The sequence below is a fragment of the uncultured Eudoraea sp. genome, from assembly GCF_947260015.1.
Lineage (GTDB): Bacteria > Bacteroidota > Bacteroidia > Flavobacteriales > Flavobacteriaceae > Eudoraea.
Window position 1 is genome coordinate 1 of sequence record NZ_CAMYOM010000009.1, and the last position, 23,161, is coordinate 23,161.

Consider the following 23,161-nt stretch of genomic DNA (forward strand, 5'->3'; position numbering starts at 1 on the left):
ATTTTTTTTTTATGGTCTAGGTTCCAGGGAAAAAATGTTTAAATGGAAAGTCGAGAAGTCTATTTTAATGAATGACTACAGCCCCGCATACAGTCAGGCAATTAAATCAATATCAAAATTCAATCTACACAATAATTACTTGCAATTTTTATATGAGCTAGGTATTGTGGGACTTGCCTTTTTTTTATTCATGTGTATTAGAATAATTATTCTTGGATTTGTACATAAAAAGTGGACTTTTTTAAGCATATATGGGGTTTTTCTTTTGTTTCTATTTGTCGAGGTCGCATTGAATAGACAAATGGGAATATATTTTTACGCGTTTATTTTACCAATGCTTTTTTACCAGGATGAACATATTTACACAGAAACACAAAAGAGTTCAAACAACTCATTTATGTAATCATATGATTTCTGAATGTAAAGCATTCTTTTTATACCTTATTTGGATTAGGAAGATGACATAATAACTAAGTATGAAGTTAATTTATTTTTTTTTAGGCATAGTGGCTATTTCATATTCTTGTCAACGGCAGGCGGACTTAAGCCAGGGGAAAAAATATAATTTCGATAATGAGCTTAAACAAGCATTAATTCTAGGCTATTTTAATGAGGTCGGGGATGACCTATCTCTGGTTATACATGACAGCACTATCTACTATTTATCAAATAGAGGCAAAGAATTCTCCGAGAATAAATTTCTTTTTCATCTTATAAGAAAGGACAATACTTTTTTAAATTTGGACTTTTATAAAAGAGAAATTTTAGTTAGAGACAGCATAAAAGGGATATTCAGAAACTTCAATATCATCAAGAAAAATTTTGACATTAAAGGATTCATAGGCCTGCGTACAGGACAATTTACAAGAATTAATGATAAGTCAACATCAAATCTTTGGGTTAATCAAATGCTTTTCTCGGAAATTATGGCCGGTAAAAATGTATATCAAAATCAATTTACCGATGAAATTGGAATAAACTTATTGAATGAGCACTTTTTAGAAATGCTTAGAAAAGATGTTTTTTTTAAAAACTCATTTAATTTTTACATACTACTATCGAAAAAAGAATTACTTATAATATCAGAAAATGACACTGATCTTGAGAGTAAATTTATGCTGCATTTTATTAGCGCAAATAATGATTTTGATAATTATTCCTTTTATTTTAAAAACAAGGAATTTCAACAGTTTTTAGAAACCCCATTTAAAAAGTTAAATATTGCGAGAATTAAATTACCCGAATTTGATAATTATGTCAAAATTAGAATCGGACAATTTAATTCAAATGGAAATATCTGGGCACAAGAAATATGGATAGATGAAGTAAATACAAATGAACTGCTTCGTTATAATGATGAATTTTCTAAACTAATAAAATAGACATATGATTAATAATGTTCTTTCTAAAATTACTGATCATATTGATTACGATAAATCAACGCAATTAGTTAGTTACCTCAATATATATAATTACAAAATATTAAGAAAAAACAGGGAGGTTTTGGAAAGAATAGACCATTTTACTTTAGATGGTATCATGTTAATTCTATTCATTAGAATATTTATGGGGAAAAAAATTAAAAGGAAGGCTCCTGATTTCTCATCTTACTTTAAAGATATGTTTGCGCACTTTGAAGTCAAACACAAAAGAATTGTTTTTATTGGTGGCTCAGAAAGTGAAATAGAAAAATTTGTGGAAATCGTCAAATATTACTATCCTAAATTGGATGTAGTAGCTTTTTTTAATGGATTTAATATTGATGAAGAGCAGTTAATCCAAAAAGTTATTTCAAAAAAAACAGATGTAGTTATTATAGGAATGGGAACTCCATTGCAAGAGTTATTAATGATAAAAATGAAAAAGATGGGATTTCAAGGATCCTGTTTTACCTGCGGAGCTTTTATTACTCAAACCGCCATTGGTGGAAAGAATTACTTTCCACATTTAATTGACAAGCTTCACCTAAGATGGGCATTTAGAATTTATAAAGAACCTAAATTAATTAAAAGATATTTGCTAGATTACCCCGTGGGGTTAAAATATCTAATTCTGGATAAGTATAAATCTGAAGAAAATTAGAAATGAATAACTATTAAATTCAGCAATAGAAGATTATACATCTTTTAATGAAGCCGAAAAAGATATTTTAATATGCTGCCAAATAATGATCATTTCTTATATTTTGAATCTATTTGTTTACTTATTTTTGGTTTATGATCTTTCAAAAAGAAAAATATTCTGGTTTTATAAACCCTATTTCACTTATTTTAGATTTGGTGGTTATTAATGTTCTTGCCTATAATCTTCCTCTGCTTTTAAAGTTTCCCCTTGTTTTTCATAGTTATATTTCTTTTGCCTGGATTATTATAGCGATAAAAATTAACTTCTATGAAATTTATCGTTTTGCCAAAGCCACTTATATTTTAAAACAATTGTTTAGACAATTTGTGTTTTTCTTTTTGATCTTATATGCATTTATTGGGTTTTTTAAACAACCTAACATTAGTAGATTAATGTTGGGGGTTTTCTTTTTATCTGTTTGTATTTCCGTCTTATTTCTAAAATTCCTTAACTATTATCTTTTAAAAAAGTATCGCACAAAGGTGAAAGGCAACATAAGCTATGTTGTCGTAATTGGGAATAATAGAAAGACGGATCAATTAATTAAGATTTTCAATAATCATACTGAATACGGATATCAACTTTTAAATCAATTTGAGCCTAAAGCTTCGGATTTTGAAATAAACAATTGCATCAAATTTATTAGTGAAAATAAAATCGATGAAATTTATTGCTCTGTTAGAGAATTAAATGACAAAGAAATATCGGAGCTAGTGAATTACGCGGACAACAACTTAATTGGACTAAAATTTATTCCGGATAATAAAGAAATATTTACAAAACAACTAAACCTGGAATATTACGAATATTTACCAATCTTATCATTAAGGGAATTACCTTTAGATGATCCCTTTAATCGGTTTTATAAAAGATTATTTGATTTTATTATTTCACTTCTAATATTTGTATTTATACTTTCCTGGTTAATGCCATTAATAGGAATATTAATTGTACTTGATTCAAAAGGACCTGTTTTTTTCAGACAAAATAGACCGGGATTTAAAGAAGAAGGTTTCGGATGTTATAAATTTAGGACGATGGTGGCAAACGAATCCACAGAAAAATCCGCAACAAGAAATGATCCAAGAATCACAAAACTGGGAGCTTTTTTAAGAAAAACAAGTATTGACGAATTACCGCAATTTGTTAATGTCTTATTGGGTCAAATGTCCATAGTAGGACCAAGACCGCATTTATGGCGGCAAAATGAGGTATATGGACCAACTATCCAGAAATATATGCTTAGGCATTATGTCAATCCGGGAATAACAGGATTGGCACAGTCAAAAGGATATCGGGGAGAAATAGAAACTTCAGATGAAATAAGGAATAGAACCAGATATGATATATTTTATATAGAAAATTGGTCATTCTTCATGGATTTAAAAATAGTATTACAAACGGCATTAAATATTTTAAAGGGGGAAGAAAAGGCTTATTAGGGATGGTGTTCTAATAATGGACTAAGTCACGAAAATCAACTTTGGAAATTACTTCGGATAGAGTTTGGCGACTGCGGGATTAATTCCTAACCTAATAAAAAGGTTTTAGACAGAATTTGTTGTAGGGTTGGGATGCACCGCCTATTTTTGCATCCGAATGAAATGAATTAGATGATATACCTATGAAAATATCTGTTGTTGGTACTGGATACGTGGGACTGGTAACAGGCACCTGCCTGGCGGAAACAGGCAATGAGGTCCTATGTGTAGATATCGATGAAAATAAGGTAAGAAGTATGCAGGCCGGGGAGGTTCCGATCTATGAACCTCACTTAGATGTCATATTTGAGCGTAATATCAAGGCAGACAGGCTCAAGTTCACCACTTCATTGCAAGAAGGACTAGACCATGGTGATATTATTTTCCTTGCCCTTCCAACACCAGAGGATGAGGATGGCTCAGCAGATCTTAAATATATTTTGGGAGTAGCCGATGATATTGGCAAGAAAATCAAAAACTATAAGGTTATTGTAGACAAAAGCACCGTTCCTGTCGGGACTTCTGAAAAAGTGCATACCACCATTGCCAAAAATGCCAAATGCGATTTTGATGTAGTCTCCAATCCTGAATTCTTAAGGGAAGGTTTCGCGGTAGATGATTTTATGAAGCCTGAGCGAATTGTGGTAGGTACAGGCTCAGCGAAAGCTACCAAGCTTATGGAAAAGCTCTACGCTCCTTTTGTACGATCAGGGAACCCTGTGATCATTATGGATGAGAAATCTGCTGAACTTACCAAGTATGCTGCTAATTCATTCCTGGCCGCCAAGATAACCTTTATGAACGAGATCGCGAACTTCTGTGAAAAAGTTGGGGCCGATGTAGATAAGGTCCGTATCGGTATGGGTACCGATTCTCGTATAGGAAAACGCTTCTTATTCCCTGGAATTGGTTATGGAGGATCGTGCTTTCCCAAGGACGTTAAAGCTCTTCATAAATCGGGTAAGGATCATAATTATGATTTCAAGATCCTTAACGCTGTGATCAACGTAAACCAGACCCAGAAGACCATCCTGATCCCCAAGATTAAGAAGTATTTTAATGATGAACTGAAAGGGAAGAAGATCGGACTATGGGGCCTTGCCTTTAAGCCCGAGACGGATGATATACGCGAAGCACCTTCATTGTACATGATAGATGAGCTTTTAAAATTGGGTGCTAAGGTCACTGCATTTGACCCGGAAGCCATGGATAACGTGAAGCAAAAGTTAGGCGATAAAATCACGTTTGCGCCCGGCATGTACGGAGTTCTGGAAGATGCGGATGCCCTGGTGATTTGTACCGAATGGGGTGTGTTTCGAAATCCTAATTTCAAATTAATGAAAGAATTGTTGAAAAATTACGTAATTTTCGATGGACGTAACCTATACGATACAAATGAGATCAAAGAAGAAGGGTTTCATTATGAATCAATAGGCCGCTAAGTAAAGACAACAAACCTGTTAAAAACAAGGAATGAAAAAAATATTAATAACTGGCGCTGCAGGTTTTTTGGGCTCACATTTATGTGACCGGTTTATAAAAGAAGGATTTCATGTAATAGCCATGGACAATCTTATAACTGGCGACATCAAAAACATAGAACATCTGTTTAAACTCGAGCAGTTTGAGTATTACCACCATGACGTAACCAAATTTGTACATGTTCCGGGAAAGTTGGACTATATTCTTCATTTCGCATCTCCTGCAAGTCCAATTGACTATTTAAAAATACCAATTCAGACTCTAAAAGTTGGCGCTTTGGGGACCCATAATCTATTGGGACTAGCTAAGGAAAAAGGATCTTGTATTCTTATTGCATCTACTTCAGAAATTTATGGGGATCCTTTAGTTCATCCTCAGACGGAGGAATACTATGGAAATGTGAATACAATAGGCCCCAGAGGAGTATATGATGAAGCCAAACGTTTTCAGGAATCTATTACCATGGCATATCATCGCTTTCATGGAGTTGACACCCGGATTGTTAGGATATTTAATACCTATGGCCCCAGGATGCGCTTAAATGACGGTAGAGTGATCCCCGCCTTTATGGGCCAGGCCCTGCGTGGTGAAGATTTGACCGTATTTGGCGATGGTTCACAAACACGATCATTTTGCTACGTTGATGATGAAATTGAAGGTATTTTCAGGCTATTGATGAGTGATTACACTCTGCCGGTGAATATCGGGAACCCACATGAAATTACCATTCGGGATTTCGCTGAAGAAATCATAAAATTAACAGGAACCAACCAAAAAGTCATCTACAAACCACTTCCGAAAGATGATCCTATGCAACGTCAGCCAGATATCTCCAAGGCAAAGGAATTATTGGGATGGGAGCCTAAAGTAGGTAGGGCTGAAGGAATGAAAAAGACTTTTGACTATTTTAAAACACTGTCAAAAGACGATCTGAAGAAAACAGAACACAGAGATTTTTCGAAACGGAATACTAGATAAAATTTGAATCAAATAATTCGTGTTATACCTTTTCAATTATTTGAGCTGTTAACTATTTTATTTGTACTGCTAAACGTATTTTTGTCCAAACTTCCAATTCATGAATATACTTATCATTGGCGCCGGCGGCAGGGAACATACTCTTGCCTGGAAACTTAAACAAAGCCCTAAATTAAATAAACTCTTTGTCGCACCGGGAAATGCAGGAACTGCCGCTATAGCAATTAATGTTCTAATAGATGTAAATGATTTTGAAGCAATTAAAACACTTGTTAATAAGGAAGGGATAGACATGGTTGTAGTAGGGCCGGAAGATCCTTTGGTAAATGGAATTCATGATTTTTTTCTTAAAGATTCTGAGCTAAAGCATGTTTCTGTTATTGGACCTAGAAAAATGGCGGCTAACCTGGAAGGAAGTAAGGAGTATGCCAAGGAGTTCTTATTTCGACATAATATCCCGACCGCTGCCTATAAAAGTTTTACATCAGATATTTTAGAAGAAGGATATTCATTCCTTGAAACGCTTAAACCTCCATATGTACTAAAAGCAGACGGATTGGCTGCCGGAAAAGGTGTTCTGATCTTAAATGACTTACAAGAAGCTAAAGACGAGCTAAAAACCATGTTGGTTGATGCTAAATTCGGCAGTGCCAGTGCCACCGTTGTTATCGAGGAGTTTTTAGCTGGTATCGAATTAAGTGTTTTTGTTTTGACTGACGGTAAAGGATATAAGGTTTTACCAATGGCTAAAGACTATAAGAGAATAGGCGAGGGCGATTCAGGGTTGAATACTGGCGGTATGGGGGCCATATCCCCTGTTCCTTTTGCGGATAAGGTTCTTATGGATAAGATACAAGAGCAAATAGTTAAACCTACCGTAGAAGGCCTTAAAAAGGACAATCTTCCTTATAAAGGATTTATATTTATTGGTTTGATAAAAGTAGGGGATGACCCTTTTGTTATAGAATACAACGTTAGAATGGGCGATCCAGAGACTGAGGTGGTTATTCCTAGAATAAAAAATGACTTAGTTGAAGTGTTCCAGGCAGTTGCAGATCAGACTTTGGATGCAATCGATTTACAAATAGATGAACGTACCGCCACAACAGTGATGTTGGTTTCTGGTGGCTATCCTGAAGCCTATGAAAAGGGAAAGGAAATTACCGGTTTCGAGAAGATTGAAGATTCAATTGTATTTCATGCTGGCACGGATAGCAAAGATGGCAAAGTAGTTACAAACGGTGGAAGGGTAATGGCAATTACATCATTCGGAACCGATTTTAAGGAAGCGCTGCTAAAATCCTATCAAAACATCAACAAAATACATTTTGATAAGATGAATTATCGAAAAGATATTGGGTTCGATCTATAAGTAAGAGTGAGAAGTAATACTTTTATCCTCTTCTCCGCTATCGTCAAACTTTTTCAGTTGAATTAGCCAGTAAATCATAGCAATAGCTCCTAGTATTGCAAAAATCCAGTTAACGGTATTGGCGGTCCACCAGTTAGACATAAATCGAAAAAAATCATAAGGCCAGAAAAGCCCGTTTACGAATAAATCTTCTATGCCTTCAAAAAATGCTCTCATCTTGGTTATATTTACATTACAAAAATATAAAAACCCAGGATGATTTCAGGCATTTTTGGAAAAACAAAACCGATAAACTTTATTCTTCTTCTTGGTTTTTTGTTCTTGTTCTATTGGTTTGTCCAATTTGTGCTATACGAGAACCACTATGAACCAGAACAATTGGTGGTTAAATTTGTTGTCCTGGGGGTTCTATTATTTAGTGTTTTTATAGTTGATTTTATTGTTAAACGAAATCAAATTACAGCAACAAACTCATTTGCCATTCTTTATTATACTTTGTTAATTGTTGTTTTTCCTGAAGTTTTACTTGATGATAATGTCGTGTTTTGTAGTTTCTTCCTCCTATTGGCAATAAGAAGGCTAATTAGTCTGAAATCTTTGAAGAATATTAAACTCAAGGTGTTTGATGCTACAATCTGGACCCTTATTGCAAGTCTTTTTTACGATTGGGCAATTATATACCTCATTTTGGTCTGCATTGCTATTTATTTCTATGAGCCCAAGAATATAAAGAATTGGTTAGTTCCTCTAACAGGCATTTTGGCCATAGGAATTATCGTGTTGTGTTTACTGATAATAACTGATAATCTGGACTTTCTGAAGAATCATTATCTATTTTCCTTCAAGGGTGACATAGCGGCCTATTGGATGAATAGCACCAAACTGGCAATTTATGCAATAATAACTATTATTACCGCGACTTTGGCTTTTGTTAAAATGGGCAAATTAGGTGTGGGCAAAATAATCACTATGCGTCTTATCGCCATCTCACTTGCCCTCGGTTTGATAGTTACCTTTTTAAAAACCACAAATGACACCTATCCGGTACTAATCACCTTTTTCCCAGGAGCTATTTTTCTGGCTAAATACGTGGAATTAATTAAAAAAGCTTCCCTTAGGGAAATAGTTCTTATTGTTTCAGTAGTAGCTCCGTTTCTAATATTAATGACAGAAATGATTCTGAAATAATGGGTATATTTGCATCAAATTTAAGCCACTATGTTCAGTAATTCAGCCTTTAGGATATTTGAAGAAAGTATTGTAAATTATCATATAAAGGATGATGTTAATCAGCCTTTTAACAACCCATATCCCGAAACGGATATTGACCATCTCCTATATAGAAAAAATTGGATTGATACGGTTCAATGGCATTATGAGGATATTATCAGAGATCCTGAAATTGACCCTGTAAAAGCATTGGCATTAAAACGAAAAATAGATGCCAGCAATCAGGACAGAACGGATTTAGTGGAATATATCGATAGTTATTTTTTAAATAAATACCAATCGGTACAAACACTTCCGAATGCCAGAATTAATACCGAAAGCCCGGCCTGGGCTATTGATCGCCTTTCAATTTTGGCATTAAAAATCTATCATATGCAGGAAGAGGCCACACGAACTGATGCATCTGAGGAACACCTTAAAAAATGTAGTCAAAAGTTAAATGTGCTTCTTGAGCAGAAGGAAGACTTATCTTCTGCAATAGATCAATTGCTGACTGATATTGAAAAGGGGGATATTTTTATGAAGACCTACAGGCAAATGAAGATGTATAATGATGAGGAGTTAAATCCGGTTTTGCGTGGGCAAAAATAAATATAAACACCTTTTAGTTATTCGTTTGTCGGCCATGGGAGATGTGGCTATGACGGTCCCTGTTTTAAGCGCACTTACCACGCAATATCCCGATTTACAAATTACAGTACTTACGAGAGCCTTTTTTAGCCCTATGTTTCTTACATTAAAAAATGTTAATGTTTATGAGGCAGATTTAAATGCTAAGCATAAAGGAATATTGGGCTTGTGGAAATTATTTAAGGAATTGAAGACATTGGGAATTGACGCCGTGGCTGATCTTCACAATGTGTTAAGAAGTTCTGTTTTGAAGGGGTTCTTTATATCAACTAAGATACCTTTTATTCAGATTGATAAAGGCAGAAAAGAAAAAAGAGCATTGACTGCCTATAAAAATAAGGTCTTTAAGCCTTTAAAATCTACTTTCCAGCGCTATGCGGATGTTTTTTATGAATTAGGATTTCGGATAAATCTGAAAAGTGCTAAATGTCTATCAAAAAGAGTATTATCTGAAAAAGTACTGGAATTGGTAGGACGAGATAATCTAAAGTGGTTAGGAATTGCTCCCTTTGCTACTTACCCGGGAAAAATGTATCCTAATCCCCACATGGAAAGAGTTATTTTATCACTAAATAATACCAATAAGTATAAAATTATTCTTTTTGGGGGCGGGGAACTGGAAAAGAAACAGCTGCAACAATGGTCGGATTCGTGTCAAAATTGCATAAATACTATTGACAATTTATCTTTTGAAGAGGAATTGGCTTTAATCTCCAATTTGGACCTAATGGTGTCCATGGATAGTGGGAATGGCCATCTGGCTGCAATGTTTGCTATACCTACCGTTACTCTATGGGGCGTAACACATCCTTATGCCGGTTTTTCTCCTTTTCGTCAGGAACCTGAAAACAGTCTTCTTGCAGACAGGACAAAATATCCACTAATTCCAACTTCCATTTATGGCAACAAGATACCTGAGGGATATGAAAATGTCATGTCTACAATAGTACCTGAAACTATTATCAGCCGGATTTCCGCCCTGCTTGAGGCTAAGTAGCTTTGTATTATACAGCTTCCTTTTGAGTTAATGAATTAAAATAATGCCTCAATTGTTGCATGTATTTGTATCTTAAATTTCTGCAATTGCCCTGGACCATTAAGGTTCTTACACCCATATATGACGAAATTAAATATGTAGCAACACCTTCACTGTCTACATGCCTGTCAACAAAACCATCGGACTTTCCTTTTTGAAGGATTGAGATTAAATTAACTTCCCAAATCTTATAAATATCCATTAAGTAATTAGAAATAACAGTATTTCTTCTGTTGAACTCTGAAATAAAGTTACTAAGAATAAAGCCATAGTCCATATCATTATGCTCAGCTGTTTCCAAAGCATTTTCAAAACATTTTTCAATAACAGGGAAGGGGTTTTCCTTACCTTCTATTGGTTCAATAAGCATACTGTATACTTTACGAACAATTAAGTTTTGAACAATACTTACAAAAAAATCTTCTTTTGACTGAAAATGATAGTAAAAGGCTCCTTTAGAAAGAGAAAGGGACTTTAAAATTTCATCTATACTGGTATTATAATAGCCATTCTTATAAAATAACTCTAATCCAGTAACTTGCATCCGGTGCATGGTGGCCATGCGTTTTAAATTCTTATCCATTAGATTTGGGTTTTGGGTTTAAACAGACCGTTAAGTCTATAAACAAAGAACCCTTGAAACCCCTCGAAGGTGAATATTAAAGGATGTATGACTTTAAAAATTCGTTAAAATGTTCAATTCCCGATAAACTGCATAACCTGCCTTGATTTTTACCGACCACTTAGTCGGTAAAAAATATCGACCAACGGTATTTTATTTGTTTTCTATGTTGTTTAGACCAGTTATTTGTCCCGAAATCTAAAAAAAGGACTACCAATAATCGGAGATTTAACGACTTACAGCGGTGCTTTTTAAGGAGCTGTTCCCGAATAGAGAGTTTTTGGGAGTTGAATTTCTCTATAGGATCGTCTTAAATTACCTGCAACCTAAAATGAACCAAACAAACCGTATAGTTTATAATAGTCACAGAATAATAGAGTTGATAATTAGTAAAATTGGATTTATGGTTCGCTATTGAGGATTAAACGAATTTTTTTGAACAGCTTTTCAATAAAAAAAATAAAAACAAACTACATGGTTTCTAAAAAGCTGGTTTGTCTTATTCAATTTTAAATGAAAAAGGGCCCCTATTTATATTATAAGGTATGCTTTCAGATAGAAAATAGCAAACAAGTAGTCTGGACAAGTATCAGGACCCTTTATTTCAGTTATCAATTGTAATATTGATTATTTCTAACACACAGATTACCACAGACCAGCCTGTGGTTTATTGAAAAGAGGAATCAACTACAACTATTAAACATCGTCATAGTCTATCTTCAAGGTAGCGGTTACCGGATGAGCCTGGCAGGTAAGAATTAGTCCTTCTGCAATTTCGCTATCTGTTAGAATCTGGTTTTTATCCATCTTAACCTCACCTTCTGTAATTCTTGCAATACATGTGCTGCAAACACCTCCCTGACAAGAATATGGGGCGTCTATATCTTCATCCAGGACTGCATCCAGTACTGAAGATTTTTTATCCATACTAAAAGAGAATACTTCATCATCCAATAAAACTTCTAGTGTTGTTTTGCCCTCAAGATTTTTGGTTTCAGATTCTTCATTTTCGCTGGTAGTAAAAAGTTCATAATAAATTGAATCCTCAGCTATTCCATTTGCCTTTAATGTATCACATCCAAGGTTTATCATTTCCTCCGGACCACAAAGGTAGAATGTGTTGAAATTGGTTTCTTTAAATTTATTTTTAAGAATAAAGTTTATAACAGATGTATCAATTCTTCCAAATAGTGAATCCTCTTCACGGACCCTACTGTACACAAACTGGACGGTAAACCGGTCTTTATAGGTATTTGTAAGTTCCAATATCTCGTTGAGGAACATGGTTTCAGATTTATTTTGATTTCCATAAACCAAAACAAAAGTGTTTTCCGGATGACTTTCCAAAACAGTTCTGGCGATACTCATAATGGGCGTAATTCCACTTCCTGCGGCATAAGCACATATATTTTCCTGTTTATTAGAAGTTTTATAAACGAAGCGCCCCTCAGGAGGCATTACCAGCAATTGGTCTCCTTCCTGGAGTGAGCTATTGGCATATGTTGAAAAGCGTCCTTCGGGCACTTTTTTAATACCTATAGTAATATGTTTGTCTTTTGGACTTGAGGATATAGAATAGGCTCGCCTAACCTCCTCCCCGTCTGCTTTGTGCTTAATGGTAATATATTGGCCGGCCTCAAAAGCAAATTCATTTTCCAGCTCTTTAGGAATAATGAAACTAACAGCAACCGAATTTGGGGTTAATCGGGATATTTTGTCTATAGTCAAAGAATAAAAATCACTCATCAATAAAAAAATTTGTGCAAAATTAAGGAAAGCTTTGGATTTATAATGAGAAATTAGCTTCTCTTTGTAACAATAGATAAATTTTATCTACTAATTTTCTGAAAAAAAAATACCAGCCTTCATGTTCAAGCACTTTTTCAGGTTGCAATGGAAATCATTTTTCAGGGCAGCCTCTTTTAAAACAAACCTGGCATTTAAGATCTTAATGATTTTTGGGGCCTTGTATTTTATCGCTATATTTTTGGCATTGGGGGTTGGATCCTATTTTATTATTGAGGAAAATGGACTGGGAGATCCGCTGAAATTTGTAAATAGATATCTGGTTTATTACCTGGTAATGGACATCTATATGCGCTATATGCTGCAAAAGATGCCCATCTTGAACATCAAACCTTTGCTTTATCTACCCTTCAAGAAAAGCCAGGTGGTTTCATACTCCCTTGGAAAGACTATTTTTTCTTTCTTTAATTGGGCTCACGCTTTTTTCTTTGTACCATTTTCCATCGTTCTTATTATCGAGGGATATAATACCGCAGGGGTCATAGGTTGGCATTTGGGAATCATGGCTTTGTTTTATTGTAATAATTTCATCAACATCATGATGAATAATAAAGACACTGTCTTTTATCCTTTAGTCGCTATTTTGGCTATTTTGGCCATTTGTCAGTATTATGAATGGTTTGATATTACGGTTTACACCTCGCCCATTTTTAATTTGTTTTATGATCTTCCCTGGACTTCTTTAATTTCCTGGGGCGCCTTAATTGGGCTGTATTTTACGGCCTTTAACTATTTTAAAAAGAATATGTATCTGGATGCCGGTTTAGCGACCAAACATGATATTGCAAAATCTGAGGATTATTCCTGGCTTAATCGGTTTGGAAACTTAGGAACTTTTCTTAAAAACGATATTAAACTAATAAAGAGGAATAAACGGTCTAAAACCACGGTAATTATGAGCTTTATATTCCTTTTTTATGGGCTACTGTTTTTTACCAATAGTATTGAGGCTTATGAGAACCCTGTTTGGAAGATTTTTGCAGGCATCTTTGTTTCCGGAGGCTTTCTCTTTAGTTTTGGGCAGTTCGTACCAAGCTGGGATAGTTCTTATTATCCCTTAATGATGAGTCAAAACATTCAATATAAAGAATATCTTTCTTCCAAATGGTATCTTATTGTAATTGCCACTATAATTAGTACAATCTTATCTGTATTCTATCTTTATTTTGGTTGGGATGCGTATTTGGCAATTATTGTTGGTGCAATCTACAATATTGGGGTAAACTCTTATCTGGTTTTATGGGGAGGAGCCTATATTAAAACGCCGATTGATTTGACTTCTAACAAGAAAGCCTTTGGAGACAAGCAAGCTTTTAATGTAAAAACACTACTTCTAACATTACCAAAATTATTATTACCCTTAGCAATTTATGGGTTAGGCCATTACCTGATTAATCCGACGGCCGGATACATATTTGTTGCCCTTACTGGAATATTGGGCTTTGCCTTTAAGAACGTGGTATTCAGAAAGATTGAAAAAATATATAAAAAAGAAAAATATAAAACCCTCTTGGCTTATAAACAGAAAGCCTGATATATTATAAATTAAAATGATTTACTCGCAAAACCTTACAAAAATATACGGAGATCAAACCGTATTAAGTATTGAAAGCTTAGACATACCCAAAGGCCAGATTTTCGGCCTGGTTGGTAATAATGGCGCAGGCAAAACTACTTTTTTCAGTTTGCTTTTAGACCTGATTCAGCCTACATCGGGAAAAGTAATGAACAATGAGATACAGGTCAATAAAAGTGAAGCATGGAAACCATTTACCTCGGCATTTATAGACGAAACATTTTTGATTGGATACCTTACTCCTGAGGAGTATTTCTATTTCATTGGAGAGTTAAGAGGACAATCTAAAATAGATGTTAATGAACTTTTAGCCAACTTTGAGGATTTCTTTCACGGGGAGATTTTAGGCCAGAAAAAGTATTTACGCGATTTGTCAAAAGGGAATCAAAAAAAGGTTGGGATAGTAGCTTCTTTTATTGGAGAACCTCAGGTTATCATCCTTGATGAGCCTTTTGCGAATTTAGATCCAACCACTCAAATAAGACTAAAGGCAATTATTAAGAAACTGGGTGAGGACAGGGAAGTTACTGTATTAGTTTCCAGTCATGACCTCATCCATGTAACAGAAGTTTGTGAACGTATTGTGGTATTAAATAAGGGTGAAATAGTTAAAGATATTCAGACCTCAACAGAAACTTTAAAAGAACTTGAGTCGTTTTTTGGAGGCTAAGATTATCTCATCTTCTTGATGTTTTTTTCTTTTCTTGCGGAATTACTTTTTAGTTAAATATAGTTCCGTTGTAACATTTTAGACCCGGATCCATATTAATCCTGCCTTTTCAAGTCCTGTGGCATAATAATCTTAGTGTTTTTAAGTTTAGATTACATAGAATACCAACAATTTTGAAGCTTCGTATAAAATTTATTCTGGCTGGTGTTCTTGGGGGCATACTTTTTAACGCTTGTTCTACCAAGAAAGACACTTTTGTAAACCGCAATTGGCACGCGATGAATACCAAGTACAATGTCTTGTACAATGGTAATATTGCATTTGAGGAAGGGAGAGAGGCTCTCAATATATCATACCAGGATAATTATTGGGAAGTTTTACCTGTTGAGCGTTTGCAGGTAAAGGATGAAATAAGACTTGATTCTGAAAACAACAATCCAAATTTTATTATTGCAGAGGAAAAAGCCACCAAGGCTATTCAAAAGCACAGTATGGATATAAAAGATGAAGAGCGCAATCCACAAACGGATGAGGCCTTTCTGCTTTTGGGTAAAGCCAGATACTTCGACCAGCGTTATATACCGGCAATTGAGGCGTTTAATTATATTTTAAGAAAATATACCCAAAGCGATAAGTTAAATGAAGCTACAATTTGGAGAGAAAAAACTAATATAAGGCTGAATAACGAAGAACTAGCTCTAAAAAATTTAAGACGCCTATTGAAGTTCGAACAACTTGATGATCAGGAATACGCAGACACTCATGCAATGATGGCTCAGGCATATATAAACCTAAAAGCTCCTGATACTGCAATTCAAGAACTAAAAATAGCTTCTGCATATACCAAAAAGCTCCCTGAGAAAGGGAGGTATTATTTTATTATTGGACAACTATTTAATCAGTTGGGATATAGAGATAGTGCAAATTATGCATTTGGTAAGATCATCGAATTAAATAGGAAATCCCCCAGAGTATATATGATTAATGCACATTTGCATCAAATTCAAAATACTGAAATAACTGAGGAGAATAAGGAAGAGCTACTTGAAGAGCTGGTTGATCTTGAAGAAAATAGAGAAAATAGACCATTTTTAGATAAGATATACAATCAGGAGGCTGAATATTACATGACTACTGGGTCAGACAGCTTGGGAATTGTATATTATAATAAGTCTTTAAGAGCAACACAAAATTCACCACAGCTAAATGCCATTAATTATGAAAATCTTGCAGAATACAATTTCGATGGAAATGACTACAAAATTGCCGGGAATTATTATGATAGTGTTCTGACTAACTTACCTGAGAATACCAAAAAATTCAGGGCTATTAAGAAAAAATTGGATAATCTGGAAGATGTTATTAAGTATGAAGATGTTGTTCAATATGCAGACAGCGTAATAACACTTTATAATCTTCCAAAAATTGAGCAATTAACATTTTTCGAAAATTATATTGCCCAATTGAAGTTGGCTGAGGAAGAAGCGGCATTAAAAAAAGAAAACCAGGCTAGTGCTGGATTTGCTGCTTTTGCAGAAACAAAGGGTGGGAAAGAAAATAAAGGTAAATTTTATTTTTACAATATTACTAGCCTGGGTTATGGAAAAAACGACTTTAAAACCAAATGGGGAGACCGGGTATTGGAAGATAACTGGCGTTGGAGTAATAAAAACACAACACAGCTTATAGAAGACTCAGGTGAAGCTCTCATTGCTGATGGCGGTAATGGTTCTGGAGAAGAAATGACAGAAGAACAGAAATATTCAGTAGAATACTATTTGGATCAGATACCCACTGATATTGCAGTTATTGACAGTCTTAAATCAGAAAGAAATTTTGCAAACTACCAGTTGGGATTAATTTATAAGGAGAAATTTAAGGAAAACCTTTTGGCTGCAGGCAAATTGGAAACTGTTTTGAAGTCAGAGCCAGAAGAACGCCTGGTACTTCCATCCATGTATAACTTGTATAAGATATATGAGGAATCTGATAGTCCACTTGCCGAAAGTATGAAACTAAATATTATCCAAAGCTATCCTGATTCACGGTATGCTGAAATTTTAGTTAATCCAAAAGCAGTATTAGCTGGGTCAGTTGACAGTCCTGATGCCAAATATGCCCAACTTTATGGGCTTTATGAAAATCAAGATTATTTAACTGTTATAACAGGCGCCGAGACCAACATAAATTTGTATACCGGGGATCCTATCGTACCAAAATTTGAGATGCTAAAGGCCAGTGCCATAGGCAGACTTGAGGGTTATGACAATTTTAAGGAAGCCCTCAATTATGTAGCACTGAATTATCCGAATAATCCTGAAGGTAAAAAAGCACAAGAAATGATTGCCGAACAGCTACCGAAATTGGAGCCAAGGGACTTCTCATTAGAAATTGACTCAAAAGGAACGGCTAATTGGAAAGTTATATTTCCATTTAAAAGACAGAATGACGATAAGGCGTTAGAACTCAAAAAAATATTGGAGGGATCTATCAAGGATTTAAATTACAAAAATATCGTTTCAAAGGATATTTATAATCTGGAGATGGAATTTATAGTAGTTCATGGATTTAAATCAAAAGACTACGCTTTGGGTTATGTACAACTACTAAATAAAAACAAGGATTACCGCATTGCTAATGAGAATTTCGTAATTTTATCTTCCAACTATAAAATCATTCAAGTACATAAAAACTTACAAGAATATAAAAATGAAGTTTTAACCCCAAAACCATAAACAAGATGTTTTCTGATAACAAAAAACCCAGAACTATGAACGAAATAGGCGGACAACCCAACAGAATTGAAAAGAACACCAAAATCAAAGGCGACATAATATCCGAAGCGGACTTTAGGATAGATGGCAAACTAGATGGTAACGTAAAAACCTCCGGGAAGGTTGTAATTGGTAAGGATGGCTACATTCATGGCAAGGTAGAATGTGTTAATGCCGATATTGAAGGAAGTTTTAACGGAGAACTGCAAGTATCGAATTTATTATCACTAAAGGCATCTGCCGTTATAGAAGGTACTGTAACTGTTGCTAAACTGGCGGTTGAACCCGGCGCTACATTTAATGCCTCATGTTCAATGAAGGGTAAAGGAGGTATAAGTTCGAATGATACAATTAAGACTGCAACAGGAAGCAGCTCACCGAATTCAGGTTCAGGTGGGAGCTATAAATCTGGCGTTGTTAGTGGATCTGGCAGTAAAAATGAACCGGCTAAGGTTTCCTGATCACCCCATTTTATTGCATTTCCATTGAGTCCGGCTTATGCTTATAGTTTTATAGTGGAGTTCACTTAAACTTCTGGAATCGAGTAAGTCTCTTGCACTTGTAAGAGTCTTATAGATATCTCAAACAAAATGGCGAAAGGTAAAAAGGAAGTTAAATACTGGCTAAGTCTTACCGGAATAGCCGTTCAAATGGGTGTTATTATATATTTAGGAGCGAGGCTAGGTCAATGGCTCGATTTCAAGTATCAGAATGAAACAAACACTTATACCATAATTCTTACTTTATTTGCAGTTGCCATTTCGATGTATTTGGTAATACAGCAAACAAAAAAATTGAACTCCTGATTTGAATAAAAAAATTATCATTTTTACGGGCTTACTGCTTGGGGCACTTTTGATTGTTGGCTCGCTTCACGCCGGATTCTTATTCGCTAGCAACCCGGATTTGGATTATCGTCTTCTGATCCTTGGCTATTTACTAAACTTTGCAATGGCTTTAGGGATATACTCCGTACTGCTTTATTTTTCTGAAAAGCAAAATAAGAATCTTGGATTTTTGTTCATGTTCGGAAGCACTTTAAAATTTGTTATCTACTTCCTGATTTTTGATCCAATTTTTATGTTGGATGGTAAGCTCACAAAAGTTGAATTTTTCGTTTTTTTTGTACCATATTTTAGTTGTCTGCTTATAGAGACTTTTGCACTTATCAAACTAATGAGGGAAATCGATCAGCAATAGAATCGCTATCACCTGTTTTCAGGGAAAAAATTAAATTCTAAATGCTTTTTTCTTTTTAAGAGAATAGCTTACATTTGCACGGATTTTTAGAGCCCATTTTATAAGTGATATGCGAAATCCTATTTTGGTAAAATTCTTTCTGGTCTTCACGATATTCTTCAGTGTGACAATATTTGCAAAGGAATCTGAGCTAAGTAGCGAAGAATCCAAAACCGACCTAAAAACGGAAATAGACGAGTATATACAACACCACCTTAAGGATTCTCATGATTTCTCTTTGTTTTCTTATACTGATGCTGATGGGGCAGTACATCACATAGGCTTTCCATTACCAATTATTCTATGGGATGATGGATTAGTGGTTTTTTCATCTTCAAGGTTCCATCATGGTGAAGAGGTAGCCACCTCGGGAAATAATCATTACAAATTATATCACGGTAAAATTTATAAAACAGACGCAGCCGGAATTATAAATTATGATGCCGACCACCATGCTTCCAATATAAAACCATTAGATTTTTCGATAACTAAAAGTGTCATGATGATACTAATTACTGGCTTTTTAATGCTTCTTTTATTTGGAGGTTTAGCCAAATCGTATTCTAAAAATGGAGGAATAGCCAAAGGAGTGGGAAGGTTTTTTGAACCGATAATTTTATACATACGGGACGATATTGCAATTGCGACAATAGGAGAAAAAAAGTATCAGAAATATATGCCTTTTCTACTTACAATTTTCTTCTTTATTTGGTTTCTGAATATGTTTGGGCTCACCCCCTTCGGAGTAAATGTAACTGGCAATATTGCCATAACAACTGCATTGGCAGTTCTTACTTTTTTAATTACCAATTTGACAGGGACAAAGACCTACTGGAAACACTTATTTGATCCATTAGGGGATTCTATGCCATGGTATGCCAAAATTCCTTTATATATTATATTAATTCCTATTGAAGTTTTAGGAATATTTATAAAACCATTTTCATTATTAATACGTCTTTATGCCAACATGCAGGCTGGACATATTGTTATTATGAGCTTAATTGGACTAATGTTCCTTTTTAAAAATTGGATTGGTAGTTCGCTGTCTTTTGGACTTGCATTTGCCATTTCATTAATTGAAATTCTGGTGGCCTTATTGCAGGCTTATATTTTTACAATGTTGTCGGCATTGTATTTTGGTTTTGCTTCTGAGGAACATGAACATGCAGAGGCACATTAATTTGAATGTTTAATTTTTAATTATATATACTATGACAATTCCAAGAATTGTAGGTGCAGGACTAATTGTAATCGGTGTAGGAGTGGGTATCGGAAGAATCGGTGGCCAGGCTATGGAAGCGATTGCACGTCAACCTGAAGCCTACGGAAAAATTCAAACCGCGATGCTTATTGTTGCAGCGCTTATTGAAGGTATTGGTTTTGCTGCACTTTTTGCAACTGCAGAAAACTAGAAAAATAACCAATGGTAGTAACGGTTGGTTACTACCATTGGTTTAATTGTTCTTTTGGCAAACTTTGCTGTTTGTGGCCTTGGTACTTTTATTGTGGAAATATGCATGGAATCCAATTCTGAATGCAGTAAATGATCGCGAAGAGGGAATTAAAAATGCACTGGCTGCTGCGGAAGAAGCTAAAAAGGAAATGCAGAATTTAACTGCGGATAATGAAAAATTATTAAAGCAAGCCAGGGCAGAACGCGAAACCCTCTTAAAAGAAGCAAGGGAAATAAGAGACAAAATTGTCACTGATGCTAAAGAAATGGCTCAGGCGGAAGGGAATAAATTAATAAAACAGGCACAATCCACTATTGAAAGTGAGAAGAAAGCTGCCGTAGCAGATATAAAAAACCAGGTAGCCGAACTCTCAGTTGAAATTGCAGAAAAAGTTATTAAAGAGCAATTGTCCAATAAAGAAAAACAGTTGAAACTGGTTGATGACATGCTTGGTGATATTAAATTGAATTAAGAAGTTATAATGAGCGAATCAAGAGCAGCCCTACGTTACGCAAAAGCAACTTTAAACCTTGCAATTGAGCAAAAAATTACGGACTCAGTTGATGAGGATATGCGTTCTATAGTGCAAACCATTTCTGATAGCGACGAACTAAAAGAAATGCTCCAAAGCCCAATTCTTGAAGGCTCATCAAAAAATGAAGTTTTAAAAGCGATTTTTAAAAATGTCAATGATTTAACCAGGGAGCTCTTTTCATTACTTGTCTCTAAAAAACGGATAGCCTTATTAAATGAAGTTTCCAAAAAATATATTACGCTTAATGATAATTTAAAGGGAGAGAATGTGGCTTTAGTTACTACCGCGGTTCCTTTAACACCATCTTTGGAAAAGAAGATTCTTTCACAAGTTGAGAAAATAACGAGTAATAAGGTCACCTTGGAGAATACAATAGATACAAGCATAATAGGAGGTTTTATATTGCGCATTGGGGATTTACAGTACAATGCGAGCATCTCCAATAAATTGAATAATTTAAAAAGAGAATTTACAAGTAGTATTTAAATATAAATTACGAATGTAAAAGGAGTTAATTCCTTTTTATCATCTTAGATCTGAAATAAAATGGCAGGAGTAAAAGCCGCAGAAGTATCTGCAATCTTAAAAAAACAATTATCTGGATTTGAAGCCAAAGCTTCATTGGATGAGATAGGTACCGTATTACAAATTGGTGATGGAATAGCCAGGGTATATGGCCTGTCTAATGCTGAATATGGTGAATTAGTTGAATTTGAAGGTGGTTTGGAAGGGATTGTTCTGAATCTTGAAGAAGATAATGTTGGAGTTGTACTTTTGGCACCCTCAAGAGAAATTAAGGAAGGCGATGTCGTAAAACGTACACAGCGTATTGCTTCAATAAAAGTAGGAGAAGGTATTGTAGGCCGCGTGGTAAATACTCTTGGCAATCCTATAGATGGAAAAGGAGCCATTTCCGGAGAACTTTATGAAATGCCGCTGGAACGAAAAGCTCCCGGAGTAATTTTTCGGCAACCAGTTTATGAGCCATTACAGACTGGTATTAAAGCGGTAGATGCCATGATACCTGTAGGAAGAGGTCAGCGGGAATTGGTTATTGGTGACCGACAAACAGGTAAAACAACTGTTTGTATAGATACAATAATAAATCAGAAGGAATTTTATGACGCAGGAGAACCTGTCTACTGCATATATGTAGCAATTGGCCAAAAAGCTTCAAACGTTGCGGTTATAGCAAAAACGTTGGAAGATAAAGGTGATTTAGCTTATACAACAATTGTTGCAGCTAATGCTTCTGAACCTGCTCCAATGCAGGTTTACGCACCCTTTGCGGGTGCAGCTATAGGCGAATATTTTAGAGATACAGGTCGTCCTGCATTAATCATTTATGATGATCTTTCTAAACAAGCAGTAGCATATCGCGAAGTATCTCTTTTGTTAAGAAGGCCTCCGGGGCGTGAAGCTTATCCGGGCGATGTTTTCTATTTACATTCAAGATTATTAGAGCGAGCTGCGAAAGTTATAGATGTTGATTCTATAGCGCAGAATATGAATGATTTGCCTGAGGTTTTAAAGCCTATGGCGAAAGGTGGAGGATCTTTGACGGCCTTACCAATTATTGAAACTCAGGCAGGTGATGTATCTGCATATATTCCTACCAATGTTATTTCCATAACAGACGGGCAAATATTTCTGGAGCAGGATTTGTTTAATCAAGGGGTGCGCCCGGCGATTAATGTGGGAATATCTGTATCCCGTGTTGGGGGGAATGCTCAGATTAAGTCTATGAAGAAAGTAGCAGGGACATTAAAATTGGATCAGGCGCAATTCCGGGAATTGGAAGCATTTTCAAAATTTGGATCTGACCTGGATGCAGCTACTTTGAATGTAATTGAAAAGGGCAGGCGTAATGTGGAAATTTTAAAGCAGGCTCAAGCTGACCCTTTTACAGTTGAAGATCAGGTTGCTATTATATATGCCGGCTCTAAAAACTTATTAAAAGATGTTCCGGTTAACAAAGTGAAGGAGTTTGAAAAAGATTATATAGAATTTCTAAATGCTAAGCACAGAGATGTATTGGATACTTTGAAAGCCGGTAAATTAACCGATGAAGTAATAGATACCTTAACTGCTGTATGTAAAGATCTGGCAGGTAAATATCAAGGCTAATCTCTGAATTCACAATTTAAGA

Annotated in this window: 23 protein-coding genes; 20 read left to right on the top strand and 3 right to left on the bottom strand. The window is 35.1% G+C overall.

Annotation, left to right across the window (positions count from 1 at the left end; genetic code table 11):
* Nucleotides 1-476 precede the first annotated feature (476 nt).
* The 6 genes from Q0X66_RS06120 (at nt 477) to purD (ending at nt 7,437) form a co-directional block, all read left to right on the top strand.
* Nucleotides 477-1,382 carry a hypothetical protein gene (locus tag Q0X66_RS06120; protein WP_297704319.1) on the top strand — a complete coding sequence of 302 codons (906 nt, stop codon included), beginning with the start codon at nt 477-479 and terminating at the stop codon, nt 1,380-1,382.
* 4 nt (nt 1,383-1,386) lie between these two features.
* On the top strand, nt 1,387-2,082 hold the full coding sequence (locus Q0X66_RS06125; RefSeq protein WP_297704320.1) for a WecB/TagA/CpsF family glycosyltransferase: 696 nt from the start codon (nt 1,387-1,389) through the stop codon (nt 2,080-2,082).
* Between the two features lie 134 nt (nt 2,083-2,216).
* Nucleotides 2,217-3,566, top strand: coding sequence for an exopolysaccharide biosynthesis polyprenyl glycosylphosphotransferase (locus tag Q0X66_RS06130; protein ID WP_297695866.1), 1,350 nt, complete (start codon nt 2,217-2,219; stop codon nt 3,564-3,566).
* 182 nt (nt 3,567-3,748) lie between these two features.
* The gene (locus Q0X66_RS06135; protein ID WP_297695869.1) at nt 3,749-5,047 is read left to right on the top strand and encodes a UDP-glucose/GDP-mannose dehydrogenase family protein; all 1,299 of its coding nucleotides are present in this window, start codon (nt 3,749-3,751) and stop codon (nt 5,045-5,047) included.
* Nucleotides 5,048-5,078: 31 nt separating this feature from the next.
* Nucleotides 5,079-6,065, top strand: a complete 987-nt coding sequence (locus Q0X66_RS06140; protein WP_297695870.1) for a UDP-glucuronic acid decarboxylase family protein — start codon at nt 5,079-5,081, stop codon at nt 6,063-6,065.
* Between the two features lie 100 nt (nt 6,066-6,165).
* Nucleotides 6,166-7,437 (top strand): phosphoribosylamine--glycine ligase, encoded by a 1,272-nt coding sequence (purD, locus tag Q0X66_RS06145; RefSeq protein WP_297704322.1) that lies wholly within the window; start codon nt 6,166-6,168, stop codon nt 7,435-7,437.
* On the opposite strand, the gene Q0X66_RS06150 is transcribed toward purD, so the two are convergent.
* Complete coding sequence (locus Q0X66_RS06150; RefSeq protein WP_297704324.1) at nt 7,432-7,653, bottom strand: uracil phosphoribosyltransferase; 222 nt, start codon at nt 7,651-7,653, stop codon at nt 7,432-7,434. The genes purD and Q0X66_RS06150 overlap by 6 nt on opposite strands.
* A gap of 39 nt (nt 7,654-7,692) precedes the next feature.
* Between Q0X66_RS06150 and Q0X66_RS06155 the strand changes: the two genes are divergently transcribed.
* The 3 genes from Q0X66_RS06155 to Q0X66_RS06165 are packed head-to-tail and all read left to right on the top strand — an operon-like array spanning nt 7,693 to nt 10,294.
* Nucleotides 7,693-8,625 (top strand): DUF6427 family protein, encoded by a 933-nt coding sequence (locus Q0X66_RS06155; protein ID WP_297704326.1) that lies wholly within the window; start codon nt 7,693-7,695, stop codon nt 8,623-8,625.
* A gap of 30 nt (nt 8,626-8,655) precedes the next feature.
* Nucleotides 8,656-9,258: a DUF4254 domain-containing protein gene (locus tag Q0X66_RS06160; protein WP_297704328.1), complete on the top strand. Its 603-nt coding sequence runs from the start codon at nt 8,656-8,658 to the stop codon at nt 9,256-9,258.
* The gene (locus Q0X66_RS06165; protein WP_297704331.1) at nt 9,245-10,294 is read left to right on the top strand and encodes a glycosyltransferase family 9 protein; all 1,050 of its coding nucleotides are present in this window, start codon (nt 9,245-9,247) and stop codon (nt 10,292-10,294) included. Before Q0X66_RS06160 ends, Q0X66_RS06165 begins: the two co-directional genes overlap by 14 nt.
* A gap of 7 nt (nt 10,295-10,301) precedes the next feature.
* Here Q0X66_RS06165 and Q0X66_RS06170 read toward each other — a convergent pair whose 3' ends face one another.
* Entirely contained in the window at nt 10,302-10,916 is a 615-nt protein-coding gene (locus tag Q0X66_RS06170; protein ID WP_297704333.1) for a TetR/AcrR family transcriptional regulator, read from the bottom strand.
* A gap of 735 nt (nt 10,917-11,651) precedes the next feature.
* Nucleotides 11,652-12,701 carry a ferredoxin--NADP reductase gene (locus Q0X66_RS06175; RefSeq protein WP_297704335.1) on the bottom strand — a complete coding sequence of 350 codons (1,050 nt, stop codon included), beginning with the start codon at nt 12,699-12,701 and terminating at the stop codon, nt 11,652-11,654.
* A gap of 121 nt (nt 12,702-12,822) precedes the next feature.
* Here Q0X66_RS06175 and Q0X66_RS06180 point away from each other — a divergent pair, with 121 nt between their 5' ends.
* The 11 genes from Q0X66_RS06180 to atpA all read left to right on the top strand — a co-directional run bounded on the left by Q0X66_RS06180 (nt 12,823) and on the right by atpA (nt 23,139).
* Nucleotides 12,823-14,295, top strand: coding sequence for a DUF5687 family protein (locus Q0X66_RS06180; RefSeq protein WP_297704337.1), 1,473 nt, complete (start codon nt 12,823-12,825; stop codon nt 14,293-14,295).
* 16 nt (nt 14,296-14,311) lie between these two features.
* The gene (locus Q0X66_RS06185; RefSeq protein WP_297704339.1) at nt 14,312-15,007 is read left to right on the top strand and encodes an ABC transporter ATP-binding protein; all 696 of its coding nucleotides are present in this window, start codon (nt 14,312-14,314) and stop codon (nt 15,005-15,007) included.
* A 173-nt stretch (nt 15,008-15,180) separates the two neighbouring features.
* Nucleotides 15,181-17,742: a hypothetical protein gene (locus Q0X66_RS06190; RefSeq protein WP_297704340.1), complete on the top strand. Its 2,562-nt coding sequence runs from the start codon at nt 15,181-15,183 to the stop codon at nt 17,740-17,742.
* A 5-nt stretch (nt 17,743-17,747) separates the two neighbouring features.
* Complete coding sequence (locus tag Q0X66_RS06195; RefSeq protein WP_297704341.1) at nt 17,748-18,242, top strand: polymer-forming cytoskeletal protein; 495 nt, start codon at nt 17,748-17,750, stop codon at nt 18,240-18,242.
* 129 nt (nt 18,243-18,371) lie between these two features.
* Nucleotides 18,372-18,587, top strand: a complete 216-nt coding sequence (locus tag Q0X66_RS06200; RefSeq protein ID WP_297704342.1) for an AtpZ/AtpI family protein — start codon at nt 18,372-18,374, stop codon at nt 18,585-18,587.
* Nucleotide 18,588: 1 nt separating this feature from the next.
* On the top strand, nt 18,589-18,981 hold the full coding sequence (locus Q0X66_RS06205; RefSeq protein ID WP_297704343.1) for a hypothetical protein: 393 nt from the start codon (nt 18,589-18,591) through the stop codon (nt 18,979-18,981).
* A 109-nt stretch (nt 18,982-19,090) separates the two neighbouring features.
* A complete protein-coding gene (gene atpB, locus Q0X66_RS06210) occupies nt 19,091-20,203 on the top strand; it encodes a F0F1 ATP synthase subunit A (protein WP_297704344.1) in 1,113 nt (370 codons plus the stop codon).
* A gap of 31 nt (nt 20,204-20,234) precedes the next feature.
* Nucleotides 20,235-20,435 carry an ATP synthase F0 subunit C gene (atpE, locus tag Q0X66_RS06215; protein ID WP_019670925.1) on the top strand — a complete coding sequence of 67 codons (201 nt, stop codon included), beginning with the start codon at nt 20,235-20,237 and terminating at the stop codon, nt 20,433-20,435.
* Between the two features lie 46 nt (nt 20,436-20,481).
* Nucleotides 20,482-20,949, top strand: coding sequence for a F0F1 ATP synthase subunit B (locus tag Q0X66_RS06220; RefSeq protein WP_297704346.1), 468 nt, complete (start codon nt 20,482-20,484; stop codon nt 20,947-20,949).
* A 9-nt stretch (nt 20,950-20,958) separates the two neighbouring features.
* Nucleotides 20,959-21,498 carry an ATP synthase F1 subunit delta gene (atpH, locus tag Q0X66_RS06225; RefSeq protein WP_297704348.1) on the top strand — a complete coding sequence of 180 codons (540 nt, stop codon included), beginning with the start codon at nt 20,959-20,961 and terminating at the stop codon, nt 21,496-21,498.
* A 60-nt stretch (nt 21,499-21,558) separates the two neighbouring features.
* A complete protein-coding gene (gene atpA / locus Q0X66_RS06230; protein WP_297704350.1) occupies nt 21,559-23,139 on the top strand; it encodes a F0F1 ATP synthase subunit alpha in 1,581 nt (526 codons plus the stop codon).
* Nucleotides 23,140-23,161: the final 22 nt, after the last annotated feature.

Excerpts from the sequence above, each read along its gene's own strand:
- Q0X66_RS06120 (WP_297704319.1), top strand. The coding sequence starts at position 477 with ATGAAGTTAATTTATTTTTTTTTAGGCATAGTGGCTATTTCATATTCT.
- Q0X66_RS06125 (WP_297704320.1), top strand. The coding sequence starts at position 1,387 with ATGATTAATAATGTTCTTTCTAAAATTACTGATCATATTGATTACGAT.
- Q0X66_RS06130 (WP_297695866.1), top strand. The coding sequence starts at position 2,217 with ATGATCTTTCAAAAAGAAAAATATTCTGGTTTTATAAACCCTATTTCA.
- Q0X66_RS06135 (WP_297695869.1), top strand. The coding sequence starts at position 3,749 with ATGAAAATATCTGTTGTTGGTACTGGATACGTGGGACTGGTAACAGGC.
- Q0X66_RS06140 (WP_297695870.1), top strand. The coding sequence starts at position 5,079 with ATGAAAAAAATATTAATAACTGGCGCTGCAGGTTTTTTGGGCTCACAT.
- purD (WP_297704322.1), top strand. The coding sequence starts at position 6,166 with ATGAATATACTTATCATTGGCGCCGGCGGCAGGGAACATACTCTTGCC.
- Q0X66_RS06150 (WP_297704324.1), bottom strand. The coding sequence starts at position 7,653 with ATGAGAGCATTTTTTGAAGGCATAGAAGATTTATTCGTAAACGGGCTT.
- Q0X66_RS06155 (WP_297704326.1), top strand. The coding sequence starts at position 7,693 with ATGATTTCAGGCATTTTTGGAAAAACAAAACCGATAAACTTTATTCTT.
- Q0X66_RS06160 (WP_297704328.1), top strand. The coding sequence starts at position 8,656 with ATGTTCAGTAATTCAGCCTTTAGGATATTTGAAGAAAGTATTGTAAAT.
- Q0X66_RS06170 (WP_297704333.1), bottom strand. The coding sequence starts at position 10,916 with ATGGATAAGAATTTAAAACGCATGGCCACCATGCACCGGATGCAAGTT.
- Q0X66_RS06175 (WP_297704335.1), bottom strand. The coding sequence starts at position 12,701 with ATGAGTGATTTTTATTCTTTGACTATAGACAAAATATCCCGATTAACC.
- Q0X66_RS06180 (WP_297704337.1), top strand. The coding sequence starts at position 12,823 with ATGTTCAAGCACTTTTTCAGGTTGCAATGGAAATCATTTTTCAGGGCA.
- Q0X66_RS06185 (WP_297704339.1), top strand. The coding sequence starts at position 14,312 with ATGATTTACTCGCAAAACCTTACAAAAATATACGGAGATCAAACCGTA.
- Q0X66_RS06195 (WP_297704341.1), top strand. The coding sequence starts at position 17,748 with ATGTTTTCTGATAACAAAAAACCCAGAACTATGAACGAAATAGGCGGA.
- Q0X66_RS06200 (WP_297704342.1), top strand. The coding sequence starts at position 18,372 with ATGGCGAAAGGTAAAAAGGAAGTTAAATACTGGCTAAGTCTTACCGGA.
- atpB (WP_297704344.1), top strand. The coding sequence starts at position 19,091 with ATGCGAAATCCTATTTTGGTAAAATTCTTTCTGGTCTTCACGATATTC.
- atpE (WP_019670925.1), top strand. The coding sequence starts at position 20,235 with ATGACAATTCCAAGAATTGTAGGTGCAGGACTAATTGTAATCGGTGTA.
- atpH (WP_297704348.1), top strand. The coding sequence starts at position 20,959 with ATGAGCGAATCAAGAGCAGCCCTACGTTACGCAAAAGCAACTTTAAAC.
- atpA (WP_297704350.1), top strand. The coding sequence starts at position 21,559 with ATGGCAGGAGTAAAAGCCGCAGAAGTATCTGCAATCTTAAAAAAACAA.